Genomic DNA, 17,014 nt, shown 5'->3' on the forward strand with positions numbered 1-17,014 from the left:
CGAGTTTGAATTCAGCAGTAAATGAGCGACGTAATCTTGTCATTGAACACCTCAAGTCATGGTGGCGACTGTACCACCTAAAATGGTGTCCGGGATGATTAGACCACTACACCCGCTACTTTGGCCGAGGGAGAATGGATTGCTGGACTTAGGTGGTGAGAAGATGGAATACCATGTATAACGTCCGTTCATCTGAGAGATACACGCAGGAGGCGTCTTACAACAGGATTCAGTCTATGGGCGTAAGCGAATAAATATATGCATCAAAAGGCTGGCCATTAAAAAAGATACGATTCCTTGCCCGGCACTCGAAGGTTGCCCCGGCGGCGATGGCAACGGCTTCGCTGGCGGTGTTGCCAATCCCCATCACGATCTCCAGCCGAAATAGCCCTAACTGCTCAAAACCAAAGTCATGTAACAGGGCGTCGGCTTGCCGGGCGATGCCTTGGCCTTGTCGGGATTGTCTCACCCAATAGCCGATATTGCCGTAGCGATGATGGGCTGCCAGCTGGTTGATACCGGCGCCACCCAGTAGCTGTCCGGTGGCGGCGCAGAAGAGGCCTATGTCAAAAGCTCGCCCCGCCGCGCGATCCTGATCGCAGGTCGCAAACCACGCCAGCGCCTGCTCCCGGTTGAACGAGGGAGTGCACCAACTCATCCATCTGCCAACCGTCTCGATGGATTCGTGGGCCGCGCGGACAAACTCGTCGGCATCGCCCGCTTCGAACGGGCGAATGACGAGATTGGCGTTGGCAAGGCGCTGGAATGGCATCACTTATCCTGCTTTTTCAGGAAGTAACTGATATGCCCAGGTGGCATATCGGGCAGCTGGCCAAAGACTTCGTAACCCTGCTTCTGGTAGAAGGGGAGGGCCTGAAAACTGGTGGTTTCCAGATGGTAGTTGGTGATGCCCTTGCTCTGTGCGTACTGCTCCATGGCGCCGAGCAGGCGGCCACCCCAGCCATACTTGCGGATGCTTTCGTCGATCCAGAGCCAGTCGACGTGCAGCCAGCCCCACTTGATGTCGGCGATGATGCCGCCGTGGACCTTGCCCTGCTCATCCTTGATAAAGCTGGCGATCCGTTCGCGCAGGTGTGCGCCGGCGTGACCCAGGTTGTAGCCGGAGAGGCCAATTCGCAGCGCTTCGATCTCATCGTCCTGAGGCGGTTGGGGTGTGGTCAATTGCATAGTGCTTCCTGCTTGATGTTGGTTGTATCTATCTGGTTGTGGCCTGTGGTGTGTCTGTCTCCCCGCGGCCAATCAAGAGCCCATTTCCGCCCATTCCACCAGAGGAGGATATTGAGACGGACCGGTGGCGTCGTCAAAGGAGGAGCGGATCACCCTGAGGGTTGGCATGCCCGGTGCGATCCTCTTGAATCTTGGCCCGGACTACCGTAACGGAATCTGGCGGGGCCTTGCCACCCTTTTGTGCAGCCAGGTTCGCCAGCCTTTGTCGCCCCCGTCCCATATGCGCATCGACCTGGGGCCGGTTTGTCTCTAGCATGGGAGGGAGGCGGAGCGGGGCTCCGTCATGCGGGCTTTTGGCGAAGTCCGTTCCACGGACTTCTGGCGGAGAGAAAAGATGAAGCTGCGTTCCTTGTTGATGGTGGGTGCCCTGCTGCTGGGCGGTTGTGCGGTCAATCCTTATGGCGGCACCCCGGCGCCGGTCGGCGAGCCGGACAAGCCGGTGAGTCAGCCAGAGAAACCTGTGGCTGAACCCGAGGCGGTCAAGCCGCCGCCCAAACCCGTGGCACCGACCGGGCTGGCTGTCGCCATGGCGGATGCTTTCTTGAAGGCCCCCGAGGTGCAGGCACTGACCCGGGACGGCAGCCCGGTGCTGCTGTTGATGGCCCCTCAGAACGGCACGGGTGAGTCGTTCAACACCCAGTCCATGGCGGTGGCCATGATCCAGCGGATTCAGAAACAGGGCGGCTTCAGCTTCGCCGATCCCGGCCAGGTATCAGCCATCACCAGCCAGCTCGAGTACCAGCAGGGGGGCATGAATCCGGCCTCTCTGGTGCGCCTGGGTCGTCAGACCGGGGCCGGTTACATGCTCTACGGGGATCTCGTCTCCGAGGGAAGCCGCTACCGCCTCGCCATGAGCCTGATGGATCTGAAGAGCGGCGAGCTGCTCTGGAGCGGGAACCGCTCTGCCAGCCGCTGATCCCCTCATCACGGTCACCGAAAACGCCATCGAGCTCCTCTCGATGGCGTTTTTGTATCAAGGCGCCAGCGCGCTCGCCGCGAGCGCCTGTCATGGGCCGAGTGGCGCCATATCCCCCTTGCGGGTACTGACTGCGGGCCCGGGGGATAGTCGTTCACTACCGCACCCGCGGGTTCTGCCGCCACGTTGCCACGGCGTCCGGGCCGTATGCGATACTGCACGGGTCGTGTATAACAGACAACACAGGGCCCTCCCCGCAGATAAAAGGAGCACAGATGGCGCTCTCAGTGGCACAACTCTATGAAGTGATGACCCAGCTGCCCGATCCCGTCTTCATTCTCAGTGAAGATGGTCATTACATCGAGTACATCGGCGGGGTGGAGCAGCAGTCATACCAGGATGGCAACCCGCTGATCGGCAAGCGGTTGTTCGACGTGCTGCCGGCAGACAAGGCGTTCTGGGTGATGGAGCAGGTGGCGCGTGCCCTGGCCAGCGGCCAGGTGCAGGTGGTGGAGTACGATCTCTCCCCCGCCGAGGTGGATGGCATAGATGCCGAGGCGGGGCCCCAGGGAATGCAGCGCTTCGAGGGCAAGATAGCGCCGCTGCCCTCCCTCTATGACGGCAAGCGGGCGGTGGCCTGGATGACCCGCAACATCACCCGCCAGCACGAGCTGCAGCGGCGGCTCAAGCGGCTTGGGGAGACGGATCAGCTGACCGGCCTCTACAATCGCCACTTCTTCTTCGATCAGTACCACCAGAGGGTGCAGGGTCAGCCGCTCACCGGCCTCATCATGCTGGATCTCGATCACTTCAAGCAGATCAACGATCGTTACGGCCATCAGGCCGGGGACAGGGTGCTGTGCCGCGTCTGCGACTGCGTGTCCGCCCAGTTGCGGGGAGAGGATCTGTTCGTGCGCAGCGGCGGCGAGGAGTTTCTGATCCTGCTGCCGCAGATAGACGAGGAGATATTGCTGAAGGTGGCGGAGCGGATCCGCGCCGCGGTGGCGGCCATGGAGCCGGATCCTGCTCCCGTCACCGTGAGTCTGGGCACCACCCTGATCCGGCCGGGGGAAGATCTCGGCACAGTGCTGGCCCGGGCGGACGAGTGGCTTTATCGGGCCAAGCGGGGCGGGCGCAACCAGGTGGCCCATGACGGGGATCCCTGAAAATCACCCAGGCTTGCAACGAAGGAGGGCGACCCTGTGTCGCCCTCCTTCATTTGTCTGTGTCTGCGCCCGTCTCAGCCAAACAGCGTCGAGATGTTCTGGCCCGCCATCAGCAGGCCGATGGCCAGCACGCTGAACCAGACCAGGGTGGCAGTGACCAGGGCGTAGCCGAGGGCGACGAAGAGGCCGTCCCGTTGCAGCATGCCGATGGCCAGCAGCAGTATGGCCCAGGCGGGCATGGCGTTGGTGAAGGGAATGGCGCCGAGCGGCAGCATCAGCAGCAGGGCCGCCAGCATGATCAGCAGGCCGTTGCAGCGATTGATTGTGGAGCTGCCGGTCAGCAGCAGCAGGCGCGGCCGGATGAAACGGTCGATGCGGGCCAGCAGATCGGCCCCCTTGTGCAGGGCTGGCTTGAGGTGCTCGGCGGCGAAGCGGCGCTCCATCAGGATGGCGGGCAGCCAGGGTACCCGGTTGAGGGTGATGCCGATGCCGATGAAGAGGATCAGCAGGCCAAACGGCGTACTGACGCCCGGGATGGAGACCGGCAACAGGAAGGGGACGGTGAGCAGCACGCAAAACAGCAGCATGCCCTGCTCACCCACCAGGGCCAGCATCTCCTTGAGGCTGACGTGGCTCTCCTCGATGGCGTGGGCGGTGGCCCTCAGGGTATCGGAGAGCGTGCTTTGTGGGTCGTTGAGTTGCGCGGCAACCATTCCTGAGATCCTCGTCCTGTTGATGCCACCGCTGTGGCGCCGTCAGCTTACGTGGCAGAGGTTAATCCCAGATGAATAATGTGAGCCGGCGCAAGCTTTGATGAAAAGAGAGGGCGGGGAACGGGGGCGGGTCGCCAAAATGGGGCGATACAGCCACCATCCAGGGTCGGATGGAACAGGCTCTGATATGCTTTTGACGCAATCCATGCAACTAGGGAGAAGAGCGTGACGCGAGCGACGATGATGGTGCTGGGACTGTGCTTGCCGCTGACGGGCTGGGCGGCCGAGCCTGCCGCGCCGGGTTGGCAGCTGACCCCTTTCCTGGGTTATAGCTCGTCCATCGACTTCGAGGCGATGGATGAACCCGCCCCCACGCCCCACGTAGGCTCCCTGCAGGGGGAGAGCTCGGGCAACTGGGGCCTCTTCATCAGCAGGGAGGTGGATGATCCCGGCATGATAGAGCTGCTCTACAGCCATCAATCCACCCCCGTCTCCCCGGATCAGCCGGACAGGCTGACGGTGGATACCCTGCACTTCGCCGGGGCCCTGACCCTCTCGGACAACCTGATGGCGCCCTATATAGGCGCCGGGATCGGGGTGACCCGCTTCGATGCCTACGACAGCGAGACGGCCCCCTCCATGTCCCTGGCGCTCGGGGTGCAGCCGCGCCTGGGGGAACATCTGGCGCTGCGGGCCGAGGTGCGTGGCTACGGCTCCCTGCTCAACGACGACAGCGCGTTTCTCTGCAACCCCGAGGTCTGCGCCTTCCGGGTGCGGGGGGATCTGCTCACCCAGTGGCAGGCCAATATCGGCTTGACCCTGAGGTTCTGAGCCCGCGCTGTGGGTCGGTTTATTTGATGCCGAAGGTGATGCGGCTCAGGGGCTCGTTGACGTCAAACACCTTGTACTGCACCGCGCTGGCGCCCATGGCGAGCACCCGCTGCTCGTGCATTGTCGCGTAGGCGAGGGCGCTGGCCTTATCCTCGAACAGATAGATGCCGCCCGCCTCGTCGGTGCGCGGATTCTCGGTCCAGATCTTGGAGATGAAGCCCGGCTCCCGGGTGATGGACTCGGCCAGCGGCGTGGCGGCGGCGGTCAGGGACGGCCCCATCAGCTCGGCGGGGAAGTTGAAATGGATCTGCAGCAGGCTGGGCATGATGAACCTCTCTCGGGGGAATGACGGAATCCGCATCATAAGAAGCCGGCATCTTGGCTGCAAGAAGGCACCTTTTCGTGGCATAGTTACCCCAAAGTAACCAGTCGCGAGCCATCCCTTGTCCTCACTGCCTTGCCCCGCCTATCAGGTATTGCGCCTGCTCGCCGGTAAATGGAAACCGGCCATCCTGTTTCATCTGCGCAGCCAGACCCTGCGTTTCGGCGACCCGCGCCGCTGCCTCCCCGAGGTGAGCCAGAAGGTGCTCACCGCCCAGCTCAAGGAGCTGGAGAGCGACGGCGTCATCATTCGCACCCTCTATCCCGACGTCCCGCCTCGGGTCGAATACGCCCTGAGCCCGCTCGGGGTGGCCCTTCTCCCCCTGCTGCAACAGATGCACGACTTTGCCCTGAGTCACGGCGATCTGCTGGCACCGAACGACGCGGCGGCGGCCCGCGAAGAACCTCATCCCACCGAGCCCAGTTAATCCCGCGCCGACCAGACCATTACCCACTCGGCGCAGCCGGTGTGGGGATCCAGGGCGTCGGCCGCAACCTGAAATCCTTGCGAGCGATAGAAGTCGCAAGCAGTCCGGTTCTGCTGATAGACCTGCAGCCGCAGGGCCGGCAACTGCCCCTTGGCGTGCTCGAGCAGAGCCTTGCCCAGCCCTTTCCCTTGCTGCGCGGGGGCCACGAAGAGGGCTGCCAGGGAGCCCTCGTGGAGGGAGTAGAAGCCAAGCAGCTGGTCACCCAGGCAGAGTACCTGGCTGTCGGCGGCGGGCAGGTAGATCTCCCGCATCGGCGCCAGGTTGGTGTGCCAGTAGCTCGGCTCGATGAAGTGGTGGGCCTGCAGGGAGGCTTCCAGCCAGATGGCGAGGACGGCCTCGGTGTCGACCGGGGTGAAGGGGCGGATCTGCATATGTGTCTCGTCTGGATTCGTCAAAAGAGGGGCATGGTAGCAGCACAGATCTCGTCGTCACCCGCTAGCGGGTCAAAGTGATGCCCCTGTAACAAAAAAGGCGACCCGCAGGTCGCCTGTTGCCGTTAGCGGGCGTAGGGGAGAGATCTGCCTCCCTCCCATGCCTTGTTCCCCTTCAGCGGGCCCGCAGCAGCCAGCCGCTGATCCGGTTCGTCGCCAGCAGTCGGCAGGCGAGCAGGGAGAGCACCAGCAGCACCGGCACCTTCACCAGCTCCCACCACAGCAGCTTGCCCTGGGGGCCGAACACCATCAGCCAGACCACCAGCATCATGTGCAGGCAGTAGAGGCCCAGCACCCTGGGGGCCTGGCGCTCGAGCCAGCTGCCTCTGCCCCAGTTTGGATTGGCCAGCAGCAGGCCGAACAGGCCGAGCGCCCAGGGCAGGGAGCCGAGCAGAAAGTCGTGACGGTTGAGGGGCACGGCGGCGAAACGCAGCAGGCCCGCGGCCTCCAGGGCATAGAGACCCATCCCCGCCACCATCAGCAGGGCGCTGCGCCTGGCATCCGGTTGCCAGCCACGCAGGCGCAGCTCGGCGCCAAGCGCCACGAACAGCAGCGAGAAGAAGGGGCCGTTGCGGGTCAGCAGGGCCCACTCGCCCCCTGGCAGCAACGGGCCATAGGAGCCGCCGATCAGGGCCAGCCCGTAGAGCAGGGCGCCCGCCACCAGAGCCAGTCTGGGCAGCCTGACCCGCCAGCTGAGGGCCAGCAGCAGGACGGCCAGCATCAGGGCGGGCAGGAACCAGAGGTGGATCATGCCGCCCACCTACCAGGCGTTGAGAGGGTCCCCCAGCTGCATCTGCCACTGGCCTGCCATGCTGGCCAGATAGCCTTCCGTCATGGCCGCGACCGGGTTGAAGGGCACCAGCAGATAGAGCAGGCTCCAGGCGAGCCAGAGTCCCAGCAGGGGGCGGCAGTAGCGCAGCGCCACCGCCATGGGCTTGCCTGCGGCGAGGGCGGGTTGCAGGAAGTAGCCGGCGCAGAGGAAGAACAGCGGCACCGCGAAGCGGCACAGCTGGTTGATGATGGCCCCGAGCCAGAGGTAGGGGGTGCCGTCCCAGAGGGTGGGATCGAACGGATTGCTGAAGGGGGAGAGGTGAATGGTCATCACGGCCATTATGGCCAGGACTCGCCCGCACTCGATGCTGGAGATGCGCATGAAGGTTTCCGACGGCTGAAACCCGGCACCCTAGCAGCCGGGCACATGCCTCTTCCAGCCGGGGGGCCGCCAACTGTGACCCCCATCGGTGCCCGGTTACCCTTTGTTACCCGGGGGATGGGCAGGGTTACCCCGGGTGGGAGGTGGATCCCGTTTTGGTGTCGGTAGAAGCCCTAGAGCAGGGCGACCAGCGCTGTCGCGATGGCGCCCGTCAGCAGCAGGGCGATGCCACGGCCGGCCGGGCCGTGCAGCTTGTTCCACATCAGCAAACTGGTGAGGGCCAGCAGCAGCATGGAGAGGGCCGCGAGATCGCTGACCAGTTGCCAGGCCAGACCGGTGCCCATGCCGCGATGCAGCCGGTTGAGGCTGGCGGCGAGGTTGGCCCGCTGCAGTTCGGTCTGCACCAGCAGGGTACCCTCCACATAACTGGCGGCCAGGCTCTGGCTGAGGGTGACGCCGCGCAGCTCCCAGCGCGCCGGCAGGGTAAGGGGGCCAGTGGGGGTGGGCAGGGTCCGGGCCGGGGTGATGCTGATCCGCCCCTCCTCCAAGCCTTCGGGGTAGTGCTGTTGCAGCAGGGCTTTCAGTGCGTCAGGGCTTGCCAGCGGCGTGGCCAGCGTTATCTCCTCGCTCGACTTTTCGGTGTGGGGTCCGGGCAGGGGCAGCACGGCCCTGTGCTGGAGCCAGAGGCCGGTCAGGCCGTAGAGCAGCATCAGGGTGAGGGTGGCAAAGCCGGCCCAGGCGTGGATGCGGCGCACCCACTTGTTGTTGTGAAGGGGGAGTCTCTTGGATTTCATCATGGTGGCGCGTCATAAAAAAACTGGCCAGCAGAGGCTGGCCAGTTTGGCTGTGGGCAGGAGGATCAGAAGCGGTAGGCGGCGGTGAGATTCAGTTGACGGGGGCTGCCCGGCATGATCTGGGCCGCGCTGGTGGCGCTGACGAAGTAGTCGTGGTTGGTCAGGTTCTCCACGCTGAGCTGGGCATCCCAGTGCTGCCAGCGGTAGCCGGCGCGGGCGTCATAGCGGGCGTAGCCCGGCAGCACTGTGGTGTTGGCGTTGTCGGCGAAGCGATCCCCCACCGCCGTCACCCCGGTTTCCCCATACCAGCCCTGCTTGCCGCTCTGGTAGCCGGCGAACAGCTGGCCGTTCTCGCGGGAGACGTTCATCGGCCGCTTGCCCTGCAGATCCGCATCCGCCTTGACCTGCTCCGCGTCCTGGATGGCGATGCCGCCATGCAGGTAGAAGGCGTCGGTGAGCTGGGCGCGGGCGCTCAGCTCTATGCCGTCGGTGCGCTGCAGGCCGGTGAGGAGCACCTTGGTAGGATCCAGCGGATCCTTGCTGCGCTTGTTGTACATCTCCAGCCGGTAGATGGAGAGGGTGGTGGCCAGGCGGCCGTTCAGCCAGTCACTCTTCACGCCCCCCTCGTAGAGCCGGGTGTGCTGGGGATCCAGGTTGTTGTTCTTGTCCCCCGGGGTGATGCCGATCAGTTCCCCACCCACTGGAGTGAAGGTCTTGCTGTAGGAGGTGTAGAAGGCGTGCTCCTCGATGGGGTTCCACACCAGGCCCAGACGGGGGCTCAGGCTGGTGACCGAGAGGGTCTCCTCCTTGTCGAGGTCATTGCGGCGGCTGGTGACGGTGAACGCGTCCCGGCGCAGGCCGCCGAGCAGGTGCCAGTCCCCCAGGCTGAGCTGATCCTGCACATAGAGGCCGTAGCCGCGCACCCTGTGGTTAGCGTCGCTGGAGAGCTTCATGGCGCCGTTGTAGCTGGGAAGTGAATCCGGATCGTACAGGTTGCCCGGGGGGATAGGGGTGGCGTTCTGATAGAGCTTGGGGGTGCGCTCCTGCCAGCTCTGCTCCAGGCCCACCAGCAGGCGATGCTCGACGGGACCGGTCTGCAGCTGGCCTTCCGCTTCCGTGTTGCTGGTCAGGTTGTTGGCCTTGAGATCCTGCTGCCAGCGGGCGCGGGTCACCTGGTCGCCCTTGACGCTGGTGACATAGGTGTTGTCGAACTGGCTGTCGAGGCTGGTGTAGCCGAGCTGCTGGCGCAGTTGCCACTGCTCGTTCAGATCCCAGGTGAGCTGGGAGCGGGTGGACTGGGCCACGTCATCTATGAAGTCGCGGCTGGTGTCGCTGTAGACGCTCTCGATGGGCACGTCGGCCGGGCGACCGTTGACCCCGGGGATGCCGCGATCCGGTGTGCGATCGCTGCCGTTGCGCTCGTACTGCACCAGCCAGTTCAGCTTGTCGGTGATCTCCCAGTTGGCGGAGGGGGCCAGCAGGGTGCGCTTGCTGGTCACGCCGTCGCGAAAACTCTCCTTGTCCTCCTGGGCCAGGTTGAGGCGCAGCTGCACCCGCTCGCCTGCCTCGGCATTGAGATCCGCGGCGAGGCGCTGGCTGTCGAAGCTGCCGACCCGGGCACTGACGCTGGAGGCCTGGCCCCGCTGCGGCTTCTTGCTGACCCGGTTGATGATGCCCCCCGTGCTGCCACGGCCGTAGAGCACGGCGGCCGGCCCCTTGAGCACCTCGACCCGCTCTATGTTGCCGAGATCCCGGGTGTACTGCATGTCGTCCCGCAGGCCGTCGAGGTAGAAGTCGTTGCTGGCGTTGAAGCCGCGGATGTTGACGCCGTCGAAGCGGGTGTCGCCGCTGGCGTTGACCCCGGGGATGCCGCTCAGGGCCTCGCTCAGGGTTGGTTGGCCGTAGGCGGTCAGTTCGCTGGCGGAGACGCTCTCTATGCTCTGGGGCACCAGCTTGGCCGGGGTGCTGGTGCGGGTGGCGGTGGCGACTTCCTCGTGTTGGCTGCGTTTGCCGACCACAGTGAGGGTTTCATCTTCGGCCTGGGCGCTGGCGCAAAGGGACAGCAAGGCGACGCCCAGCAGGGCGCGCGGGGAGTTGGGGTTATGCATCTGCGTGTGACTCTTTTAATCGACCTGTCGGCCTGAACTTATTGATTTATTTGTAGTTATTAGTATCTCCCGTTTCGAGAGGACGCTAATGATATTGATTTTCATTTGTCTTGCAAGGCAAAGATGCAAAAATCCCACACCTACGAGCAGTTGTGCGGTCAGTTGAGGATCATTGCCCTGATGCAACCCATCGGATGAGTCTTGGTTGGGGCAAAGGGCTGGTTTACCATCCGGGTTCGGTGGCGCCGATGCCGCCCCAGGGAAACAGGAAACGGAACATGGAAGAGATCATCAGGGCAGACCTTCATAACCGGCAGCACGGCGAGGCGCTGGTCTATCTGCTCAACGAATACGCGAAAGACGAGATGGGCGGGGGCAGCCCCCTCGCCGATGAGGTGAAGGCCAATCTGGCGCAGGCCCTGGCGGCGAGAAGTGGTGCCCATGTGTTGCTGGCCTGGGTCGATGGGCAGCCGGCCGGGGTGGCCACCTGCTTCGAGGGCTTCTCGACCTTCGCCTGCCGGCCCCTGCTCAACCTCCACGACCTTGCGGTGCACCCGGATCATCGCGGGCGCGGCCTCGGCAAACGGCTGCTGGCGCAGGTGGAGCAGCTCGCCCGGGAGCTCGACTGCTGCAAGTTGACCCTGGAGGTGCTGGAGGGCAACAAGGTAGCGCAGGCCGCCTACCTGGCCAGCGGTTTTGCGGGCTATGCGCTCGATCCCGAGGTGGGCCGGGCCCTGTTCTGGCAGAAGAGGCTCTAGCCTCTGTGGTTCAGCCCCAGGCGGGAGGGGAGAATGAAAAACGGCGCGCAGAGGGATCTGCGCGCCGTTTTGTCTGGGGCCGGAGTTAGAAGTCGTAACGGGCCGCCAGCTGGAAGTCATCCTTGGTGTTCAGCTTGCCGCTGTCATTGCTGTCGAGGTTGTTGATGCGGTACTCGCCGATGACGCGCAGGTTCTTGTTGAACTTGTACTGGGCACCCAGGGTGTAGTAGTCGATGGAGTCGTAGTCGGACTTGCCACTCTGCTCCACCTTCTGCTTGTTCCACAGGGCCATCAGGCCGAAGCCGCTCTCGAAGTTGTAACCCAGCGCCCCTTCCCAACCGGTGTGATCCTTGCCGGTGGCCAGGAAGTCGCTGCCGTCGGCGTAGCTCAGGGCGGCATAGACGGCCTTGTTGTCGTACTTGGCGGAGAGCAGCCACAGCTTGGCATCCTCTTCACCGCTCTTGTCGCGGATACCCACGTTGTAGGCGGTACCCAGGGCCAGGTTGAACGGGAAGGTGTAGGCCAGGGCGGCGCCGTAGGCGGCATCGCTGTCCTTGCTGCTGGTCTCTTCGGTGTCACCGCCGTCGAACTTGTAGCTGGTATCGACCTGGAAGCCGTTGAACAGGCCCGAGTATTTCAGCACCGAGCCGGCACGGTTGGTGGCGAAGGTGTCGGTCTTGGCACCCAGCGCCTCGTTGCCGTAGCCGTCGGAGAGAGAAACGTCGGTCCAGTCGGCCAGCAGGCCGGGGGCGCCTTTCTGACGACCAAAGGTGACATTGCCCCAGTCGGCACCCACACCGGCGAAGGCCAGACGGGTGCGCATGTTGTCGGAGTTCTCGCTGACGGTCTTCTCGCTGTCATTGACGTAGATCTGCAATTCGTACTGGGCCAGGGCCTTGAGACCCGGATTGATCTCGCTCTCTACCTTGGCACCCAGGCGGACGAACTGGTTGGCGCCCTGCTTGTCGCTGTATTCGTTCTTGATGTCGCCATTGGCATCCAGCTCTTTCTTCTCGCCGAAGAACTGGCCGGCGTAGATGCGGCCGTAGAGGTCGAGCAGGGTGCTCTCGTTTTTGTACACTTCAACGGCTTGAGCCTGGAAGGCGGCGGTAAGAGCCAATGCTACTACTGTCAGCTTTTTCATCATGATCCCTTGTGTTGCAAGCTTTTGTTTTAAAAGACGGGGCCATGCTAGAAGTGACAGATGACAGTCGGGTGACCGTGCAATGAACAAACCGTGTCGATTCCATGTCAGCGGGATGAAAACCGGGATTTATGTGGCGAGCCGCCACTTTTGCGCGCAAAGGTTTGCCCTTGTGGTAGAATGCCGCCCGTTTTCGAGCTCCTAAGGTTGGATATGCGATGAGACGTGAACTGGCAATCGAATTTTCCCGAGTGACGGAAGCGGCTGCACTGGCTGGCTACAAGTGGCTCGGACGTGGTGACAAGAATATCGCCGATGGCGCGGCCGTTGCGGCCATGCGTCACATCCTCAATCAGATCCAGATCGATGGCGAGATTGTGATAGGCGAAGGCGAGATCGACGAAGCCCCCATGCTCTACATCGGCGAGAAGGTGGGCACGGGTCAGGGCGACGCCGTGGACATCGCGGTCGACCCCATAGAGGGCACCCGCATGACCGCCATGGGGCAGTCCAATGCCCTGGCCGTGCTGGCCGTGGGCGACAAGGGCTCCTTCCTCAAGGCTCCCGACATGTATATGGAGAAGCTGATCGTGGGTCCGGGTGCCAAGGGCGCCATCGATCTCGATCAGGCCCTGGAGCTGAACCTCAAGGCCGTGGCCAAGGCGCTCGGCAAGCCGCTCTCCCGCCTGACCGTCATCACCCTGGCCAAGCCGCGTCATGACAAGGCGATCAAGGAGATGCAGGGGCTGGGCGTGCGGGTGTTCGCCATTCCCGACGGCGACGTGGCCGCCTCCATCCTCACCTGTCTGCCGGACAGCGAAGTGGACATGCTCTATGGCATCGGTGGCGCTCCGGAAGGGGTGATCTCGGCGGCGGTGATCCGCGCCCTGGACGGCGACATGCAGGCGCGCCTGGTGCCCCGTCATCAGGTCAAGGGCGACAGCCCCGAGGTGCGTGCCCTGGGCGAACAGGAGATTGCCCGTTGCCAGGAGCTGGGCATCGATGTGAGCAAGGTGCTCAAGCTGGAAGATCTGGCCAAGAATGACAACGTCATCTTCTCGGCCACCGGCATCACCAAGGGTGATCTGCTGGAAGGCATCACCAGCAACGGCGTCATGGCGACCACCGAGACCCTGCTGATCCGCGGCAAGTCACGCACCATCCGCCGCATCAAGTCGATCCACTTCCTGGACCGCAAAGACAGCGTGGTGCGCGACATCATCCTGTAATGAGGGTGTGCTGAGTGGCGGCAAGTCCCGTCCTCTCATGCCGCCGCATCAAGTCGATCCACTTCCTGGATCGCAAAGACAGCGTGGTGCGCGACATCATTCTCTGATGAGAGTGGGTTGAACCTGCTGAAGATGAAAAGCCCGACCGCTGCTGCCGTCGGGCTTTTTGTTGCCCGCGCGTCCGGGTCTGGACTATTTAGCGGGACAGGGCGGATAAGGCTAAGGGGAATCGGGGCCCTTTGATAGACTGCTTCGCCATGCACAGGAATGCATCATATGGAATGTCGTCAAGGTTGCGGTGCCTGCTGCACAGCCCCCAGTATCAGCAGTGCCATCCCCGGCATGCCGGAGGGCAAGCCGGCCGGCGTTCCCTGTGTTCAGCTCGACGCGTGGCTGGGCTGCAAGATCTTCGGCCAGCCTGAGCGGCCTGCGGTGTGCAGCAGCTTTCGGCCCATGCAGGACGTGTGCGGCTCTCACCGCCAGGAGGCCGTCTGGCTTATCGGCGAGATGGAGCGGCTGACGGCCTGAGCCCTTGACTCTCTCCCTCAGGGAGAGGGGAGCTGAGAAACACCCCGAATCCACGCGGGAACACGGAATAGAAAAAGGCCGCAATTGCGGCCTTTTTGGTTCTCTCTGTCGAGCTGGGGTCAGACGTCGGCCAGTTGCAGGGCCTGACGATAGTACTCATTGGCCTTGTTGGTGAGACGGCGCTTGTCCATCACCTGCCCGAGGGCATGGTAGAGGGCGGCCTCCGGCCGCTTCGCCACTTCCTGCTCCAGCAGGCGCTGGGCATCGTCCAGCTGGCCGGCCAGCAGGTAGACTCGTGCCAGAGCAGCCTCGGCGCCCGGCTGATCCTGGATCTTCTTGAGCAGGGTCAACATGGGCTGATAGTCATCCAGCCTGAGTTTGGGCAGACGGGCGAACAGCTCGGGGGAGGGATCCTTGCGCAGGGCCTCCAGCCAGAGGTCGGCAGCCTCGCTGTCGGCACCGAGCCGGCGCAGACGATCCCCGTAGTTGGCCAGCAGTTCGGGGTCCTGACGCAGCTTGCGGGGCAGCGCCTGCCATACCGGGCGCAGTGTCTCGAGGGCGCCGCTGGCAGCCTCGAGACGGCCAATCCAGGCCTGGTGCAGCAGCGCCTCTTCCTGTACCGACGTCAACTTGCCCACCTTGCGCAGGGCCGGGGCGAGATCGATGAGGGCCGCCCAGTCTTCCCGGGCCAGATAGACCTGGCGCAACTGATCAAGCACCATGGGGTGGCGCGGGTGCAGGGCATAGACGGACTCGAGCCGACCGAGGGCGCTGTCGTACTGGCCCTGCTCTATCTGCAGCTGGGTCTGGATCAGGGTCAATGCCAGCTCGGCCTTGGGGTTCTCCTCCTGCGCCTTTTGCAGGTAGTGATCCCGGCGCACGTCATCGCCTCTGGCCTGGGCCACTCTGGCGGCACTCAGGTAGTTGAGCAGCGGGGTGTCGCTGTTGTCAGCGCCCTTGATCAGCAGCTTCTCGGCCTGGTTGTAGTGCCCCTCGGCCATGGCCAGGGTGGCATTCACCGTTTGCAGGTTCGCCTTGCGGCGACGGCGCGAGCCGAACCAGCCTTGCGTCTTGCGGCGCAGGCCGAAGACCCGACCGAGCACCCACTCGACGATGAGCAGGGCACCGTAGAAGAGTACCGCCAGGATCACGGCGCTGGTGACCGAAGACTCCACCGTGTAGTTGCCAAGCGAGATGAGCACATAGCCCTTGTTGCCGGACGCTTCTGGGCCGAAGATCAGGCCCGCGACCATCACGGCCACCACGACGATCAGACGAATCATGGTCTCCTCCTCAGTTGCCGGCCAGGATGCGTTGCAGGCGCTCGGTCAGCACCTGTTCCAGCATGGCCTGGGTCTTGAACTGATCCGGGTAGTCAAACTGGATCTGCTCGCCTTTGAGCTTGTCGAGCTCGGACTGCATGTACTGGGTGGCGCTGTTGTCGGTATCGAAGTACTGTGTCAGCCAGCGCTGGGCCTTCTCCAGGCTGTCGGTATAGAGCGCTTGCTGCTCGCGATAGACGGCGAGCTGGGCCTGCAACAGCTTGGTCTTGAGGTTCTCCCGCAGGAAGATCTCCTGCTGCGGTGAGAGCAGGGCCTCCACGGCGCCGTCGCGGCGACGTATGGTGATGAAGTTCTCGGTGAACTTGACCCAGTTCTTCTTCAGATTGCTCTCCCACTCGTCCGGATTGGCACTGACCGCCTGATCCGGTTCGGCCTTGGCTTGTGGCATGCTCACGGTGGAGAGGGGCAGCAGCTCTATCTGGTCGGACAGCGCGGCCAGCTTCAGGGTCAAGCCTTCGCGATCGACCCGCGGCATCCCCTTGAGCTGGGCTATGTCTTCCGCCAGCGCCTTGCGAATGGGCATCAGGCTGGGGTCGTTGAGCGCCTTGATCCGCTCGTCGGCGTTGCCGAGCAGGGTGATGGCGGAGACGATATCGTGTTCTAGCCACAGCTTGCGGCCCGCCATGCGCACCAGGTATTCGGATTCGGCGAGCATCCAGTCGTTGGGGCGCTTGTCGTCGAGATCCAGCACTTTGGTCTGCAGGGCGTCCAGCGCCTCCTGCAACTGCTGTTGGTTCTTGCCGAGGGCGCCGATCTGTTCGGCATCCTTGCTGTTGCTCTGATCCAGCTTGCCCATGGCCTCGGCCAGTTGCAGCTTGAGGGCGCCGAGTTCGGCCTGCTGGGCGACGGCATTCTGGTGGCCGTGCAGATAGAGGCCGCCGGTCAGCCCCAGGGCCAGCAGGATGGCAACGCCACCGAGGACGACGCCGGCGCCACCCTTCTTGTTGCCGGCGGCCTTGTTCTCGGGCTTGTTGTTGTCGGCCGCGGGGGCCGCAGCACTCGGCTGGACTTCTTGCTGTTCAGTCATTCCATCTTCCTCAGTTCCAGGGCGGCCACCAGAGCCTGGTTGGATGCACCTTGGGCAATCACGATACGGGTAAAACCAGCTCCCTCGGCCATCTCGGCCACCCGGGGACTGGGCACCACCAGCAGGCGGTCATAAAGCCAGGGTCGCTGCGGGCCGGGCACCAGGGCCAGCAACCGCTGCAAGAGTTCACCGCTGGTGATGAGCAGGCTGTCGAGGCCGGCTGCCTGCCAGTGGCGGGTCAATGCGTCCCCGTCGAGCTCGGGGTAGTGGCGCTCGTAGGTGGCACAATAGTGCACCAGTGCGCCGCGTGAGGCCAGCGTTCGGGCGATGAGATCCCGCCCGTCGTTGCCGCGCAGGATCAGCACCCGCTTGCCGCTCACCCCTTGCAGGGGCGGCAGGGCCAACAGGCCTTCACTGCGGGGATCGGTCGGGCAGAGGGCCTGGACACCCACCTCGCTGAAGGCATCCGCGCTCGCCTGACCGACCGCAAAGTAGTCAATATGTGGCCAGGTCAGACCAGTTTGCAACAGAAAATGATGAGCAAATTTAACGGCATGGGCGCTGACGGCGATGATGATGTCCGTTTGGGGCAGCAGTTCGGGCAGGTGGGGGAGTTCACTACCCGGTCGGGTTTCCAGCAGCGGGCAGCACAGTGGTGCATGACCGTGCTGGCGCAGCAGTGCTGCCAGCTCGGCGGCCTGGGCGGCCGGGCGCACCACCAGCGGGACCATCAGGCCACGCTCGGTGGTTGTGACC

The 17,014-nt window shown here is 63.7% G+C and carries 18 protein-coding genes and 1 pseudogene; 7 read left to right on the plus strand and 12 right to left on the minus strand.

The window, feature by feature from the left end:
- Positions 1 to 229 precede the first annotated feature (229 nt).
- Together ACB039_RS18870 and ACB039_RS18875 are read right to left on the minus strand one after the other, a co-directional pair.
- Entirely contained in the window at positions 230 to 772 is a 543-nt protein-coding gene (locus ACB039_RS18870; protein ID WP_371166212.1) for a GNAT family N-acetyltransferase, read from the minus strand.
- Positions 772 to 1,188, minus strand: a complete 417-nt coding sequence (locus ACB039_RS18875) for a GNAT family N-acetyltransferase (RefSeq protein ID WP_371166213.1) — start codon at positions 1,186 to 1,188, stop codon at positions 772 to 774. Before ACB039_RS18875 ends, ACB039_RS18870 begins: the two co-directional genes overlap by 1 nt.
- Positions 1,189 to 1,582: 394 nt before the next feature.
- Here ACB039_RS18875 and ACB039_RS18880 point away from each other — a divergent pair, with 394 nt between their 5' ends.
- Positions 1,583 to 2,164 carry a hypothetical protein gene (locus tag ACB039_RS18880; RefSeq protein ID WP_043130659.1) on the plus strand — a complete coding sequence of 194 codons (582 nt, stop codon included), beginning with the start codon at positions 1,583 to 1,585 and terminating at the stop codon, positions 2,162 to 2,164.
- A 275-nt stretch (positions 2,165 to 2,439) separates the two neighbouring features.
- Positions 2,440 to 3,330: a sensor domain-containing diguanylate cyclase gene (locus tag ACB039_RS18885; protein WP_171273096.1), complete on the plus strand. Its 891-nt coding sequence runs from the start codon at positions 2,440 to 2,442 to the stop codon at positions 3,328 to 3,330.
- Positions 3,331 to 3,404: 74 nt separating this feature from the next.
- On the opposite strand, the gene ACB039_RS18890 is transcribed toward ACB039_RS18885, so the two are convergent.
- Entirely contained in the window at positions 3,405 to 4,043 is a 639-nt protein-coding gene (locus ACB039_RS18890) for an exopolysaccharide biosynthesis protein (RefSeq protein WP_371166214.1), read from the minus strand.
- 225 nt (positions 4,044 to 4,268) lie between these two features.
- Here ACB039_RS18890 and ACB039_RS18895 point away from each other — a divergent pair, with 225 nt between their 5' ends.
- A complete protein-coding gene (locus ACB039_RS18895; protein ID WP_268435114.1) occupies positions 4,269 to 4,874 on the plus strand; it encodes an outer membrane beta-barrel protein in 606 nt (201 codons plus the stop codon).
- 19 nt (positions 4,875 to 4,893) lie between these two features.
- On the opposite strand, the gene ACB039_RS18900 is transcribed toward ACB039_RS18895, so the two are convergent.
- Positions 4,894 to 5,199, minus strand: coding sequence for a monooxygenase (locus ACB039_RS18900; protein ID WP_371166215.1), 306 nt, complete (start codon positions 5,197 to 5,199; stop codon positions 4,894 to 4,896).
- Positions 5,200 to 5,317: 118 nt separating this feature from the next.
- Here ACB039_RS18900 and ACB039_RS18905 point away from each other — a divergent pair, with 118 nt between their 5' ends.
- Positions 5,318 to 5,683: a winged helix-turn-helix transcriptional regulator gene (locus tag ACB039_RS18905; RefSeq protein ID WP_371166216.1), complete on the plus strand. Its 366-nt coding sequence runs from the start codon at positions 5,318 to 5,320 to the stop codon at positions 5,681 to 5,683.
- On the opposite strand, the gene ACB039_RS18910 is transcribed toward ACB039_RS18905, so the two are convergent.
- The 4 genes and pseudogenes from ACB039_RS18910 to ACB039_RS18925 all read right to left on the minus strand — a co-directional run bounded on the left by ACB039_RS18910 (position 5,680) and on the right by ACB039_RS18925 (position 10,229).
- Positions 5,680 to 6,114, minus strand: coding sequence for an N-acetyltransferase (locus ACB039_RS18910; RefSeq protein WP_371166217.1), 435 nt, complete (start codon positions 6,112 to 6,114; stop codon positions 5,680 to 5,682). The genes ACB039_RS18905 and ACB039_RS18910 overlap by 4 nt on opposite strands.
- A 175-nt stretch (positions 6,115 to 6,289) precedes the next feature.
- Positions 6,290 to 7,327, minus strand: a pseudogene (locus ACB039_RS18915) (acyltransferase family protein).
- A gap of 173 nt (positions 7,328 to 7,500) precedes the next feature.
- A complete protein-coding gene (locus ACB039_RS18920) occupies positions 7,501 to 8,121 on the minus strand; it encodes a PepSY-associated TM helix domain-containing protein (RefSeq protein ID WP_371166228.1) in 621 nt (206 codons plus the stop codon).
- 65 nt (positions 8,122 to 8,186) lie between these two features.
- Positions 8,187 to 10,229: a TonB-dependent receptor gene (locus ACB039_RS18925; protein WP_371166218.1), complete on the minus strand. Its 2,043-nt coding sequence runs from the start codon at positions 10,227 to 10,229 to the stop codon at positions 8,187 to 8,189.
- Positions 10,230 to 10,507: 278 nt separating this feature from the next.
- On the opposite strand from ACB039_RS18925, the gene ACB039_RS18930 reads away from it, so the two are divergent.
- On the plus strand, positions 10,508 to 10,987 hold the full coding sequence (locus ACB039_RS18930) for an N-acetyltransferase family protein (protein ID WP_371166219.1): 480 nt from the start codon (positions 10,508 to 10,510) through the stop codon (positions 10,985 to 10,987).
- A gap of 85 nt (positions 10,988 to 11,072) precedes the next feature.
- Here the strand turns inward: ACB039_RS18930 and ACB039_RS18935 are convergent, their stop codons facing one another.
- Positions 11,073 to 12,131, minus strand: coding sequence for a porin (locus ACB039_RS18935; protein ID WP_161507600.1), 1,059 nt, complete (start codon positions 12,129 to 12,131; stop codon positions 11,073 to 11,075).
- A gap of 218 nt (positions 12,132 to 12,349) precedes the next feature.
- On the opposite strand from ACB039_RS18935, the gene glpX reads away from it, so the two are divergent.
- Together glpX and ACB039_RS18945 are read left to right on the plus strand one after the other, a co-directional pair.
- A complete protein-coding gene (gene glpX / locus ACB039_RS18940; RefSeq protein ID WP_041206766.1) occupies positions 12,350 to 13,360 on the plus strand; it encodes a class II fructose-bisphosphatase in 1,011 nt (336 codons plus the stop codon).
- Between the two features lie 276 nt (positions 13,361 to 13,636).
- Positions 13,637 to 13,888: a YkgJ family cysteine cluster protein gene (locus ACB039_RS18945; RefSeq protein WP_041206765.1), complete on the plus strand. Its 252-nt coding sequence runs from the start codon at positions 13,637 to 13,639 to the stop codon at positions 13,886 to 13,888.
- A 119-nt stretch (positions 13,889 to 14,007) separates the two neighbouring features.
- Here the strand turns inward: ACB039_RS18945 and ACB039_RS18950 are convergent, their stop codons facing one another.
- The 3 genes from ACB039_RS18950 to ACB039_RS18960 are packed head-to-tail and all read right to left on the minus strand — an operon-like array spanning position 14,008 to position 16,989.
- Positions 14,008 to 15,171, minus strand: coding sequence for a heme biosynthesis HemY N-terminal domain-containing protein (locus tag ACB039_RS18950; protein WP_371166220.1), 1,164 nt, complete (start codon positions 15,169 to 15,171; stop codon positions 14,008 to 14,010).
- A 10-nt stretch (positions 15,172 to 15,181) separates the two neighbouring features.
- On the minus strand, positions 15,182 to 16,258 hold the full coding sequence (locus ACB039_RS18955; protein ID WP_263685759.1) for a uroporphyrinogen-III C-methyltransferase: 1,077 nt from the start codon (positions 16,256 to 16,258) through the stop codon (positions 15,182 to 15,184).
- On the minus strand, positions 16,255 to 16,989 hold the full coding sequence (locus ACB039_RS18960) for a uroporphyrinogen-III synthase (RefSeq protein ID WP_317842691.1): 735 nt from the start codon (positions 16,987 to 16,989) through the stop codon (positions 16,255 to 16,257). Before ACB039_RS18960 ends, ACB039_RS18955 begins: the two co-directional genes overlap by 4 nt.
- Positions 16,990 to 17,014: the final 25 nt, after the last annotated feature.

It is taken from the genome of Aeromonas sp. S2(2024), assembly GCF_041402505.1.
Lineage (GTDB): Bacteria > Pseudomonadota > Gammaproteobacteria > Enterobacterales > Aeromonadaceae > Aeromonas > Aeromonas media.

Bases quoted from the DNA above. Each gene is read 5' to 3' on its own strand.
- ACB039_RS18925 (WP_371166218.1), bottom strand. From the start codon at position 10,229: ATGCATAACCCCAACTCCCCGCGCGCCCTGCTGGGCGTCGCCTTGCTG.
- ACB039_RS18890 (WP_371166214.1), bottom strand. From the start codon at position 4,043: ATGGTTGCCGCGCAACTCAACGACCCACAAAGCACGCTCTCCGATACC.
- ACB039_RS18930 (WP_371166219.1), top strand. From the start codon at position 10,508: ATGGAAGAGATCATCAGGGCAGACCTTCATAACCGGCAGCACGGCGAG.
- ACB039_RS18900 (WP_371166215.1), bottom strand. From the start codon at position 5,199: ATGCCCAGCCTGCTGCAGATCCATTTCAACTTCCCCGCCGAGCTGATG.
- ACB039_RS18870 (WP_371166212.1), bottom strand. From the start codon at position 772: ATGCCATTCCAGCGCCTTGCCAACGCCAATCTCGTCATTCGCCCGTTC.
- ACB039_RS18945 (WP_041206765.1), top strand. From the start codon at position 13,637: ATGGAATGTCGTCAAGGTTGCGGTGCCTGCTGCACAGCCCCCAGTATC.
- ACB039_RS18910 (WP_371166217.1), bottom strand. From the start codon at position 6,114: ATGCAGATCCGCCCCTTCACCCCGGTCGACACCGAGGCCGTCCTCGCC.
- ACB039_RS18950 (WP_371166220.1), bottom strand. From the start codon at position 15,171: ATGATTCGTCTGATCGTCGTGGTGGCCGTGATGGTCGCGGGCCTGATC.
- ACB039_RS18875 (WP_371166213.1), bottom strand. From the start codon at position 1,188: ATGCAATTGACCACACCCCAACCGCCTCAGGACGATGAGATCGAAGCG.
- ACB039_RS18955 (WP_263685759.1), bottom strand. From the start codon at position 16,258: ATGACTGAACAGCAAGAAGTCCAGCCGAGTGCTGCGGCCCCCGCGGCC.
- ACB039_RS18885 (WP_171273096.1), top strand. From the start codon at position 2,440: ATGGCGCTCTCAGTGGCACAACTCTATGAAGTGATGACCCAGCTGCCC.
- ACB039_RS18960 (WP_317842691.1), bottom strand. From the start codon at position 16,989: ATGGTCCCGCTGGTGGTGCGCCCGGCCGCCCAGGCCGCCGAGCTGGCA.
- ACB039_RS18880 (WP_043130659.1), top strand. From the start codon at position 1,583: ATGAAGCTGCGTTCCTTGTTGATGGTGGGTGCCCTGCTGCTGGGCGGT.
- glpX (WP_041206766.1), top strand. From the start codon at position 12,350: ATGAGACGTGAACTGGCAATCGAATTTTCCCGAGTGACGGAAGCGGCT.
- ACB039_RS18935 (WP_161507600.1), bottom strand. From the start codon at position 12,131: ATGAAAAAGCTGACAGTAGTAGCATTGGCTCTTACCGCCGCCTTCCAG.
- ACB039_RS18920 (WP_371166228.1), bottom strand. From the start codon at position 8,121: ATGAAATCCAAGAGACTCCCCCTTCACAACAACAAGTGGGTGCGCCGC.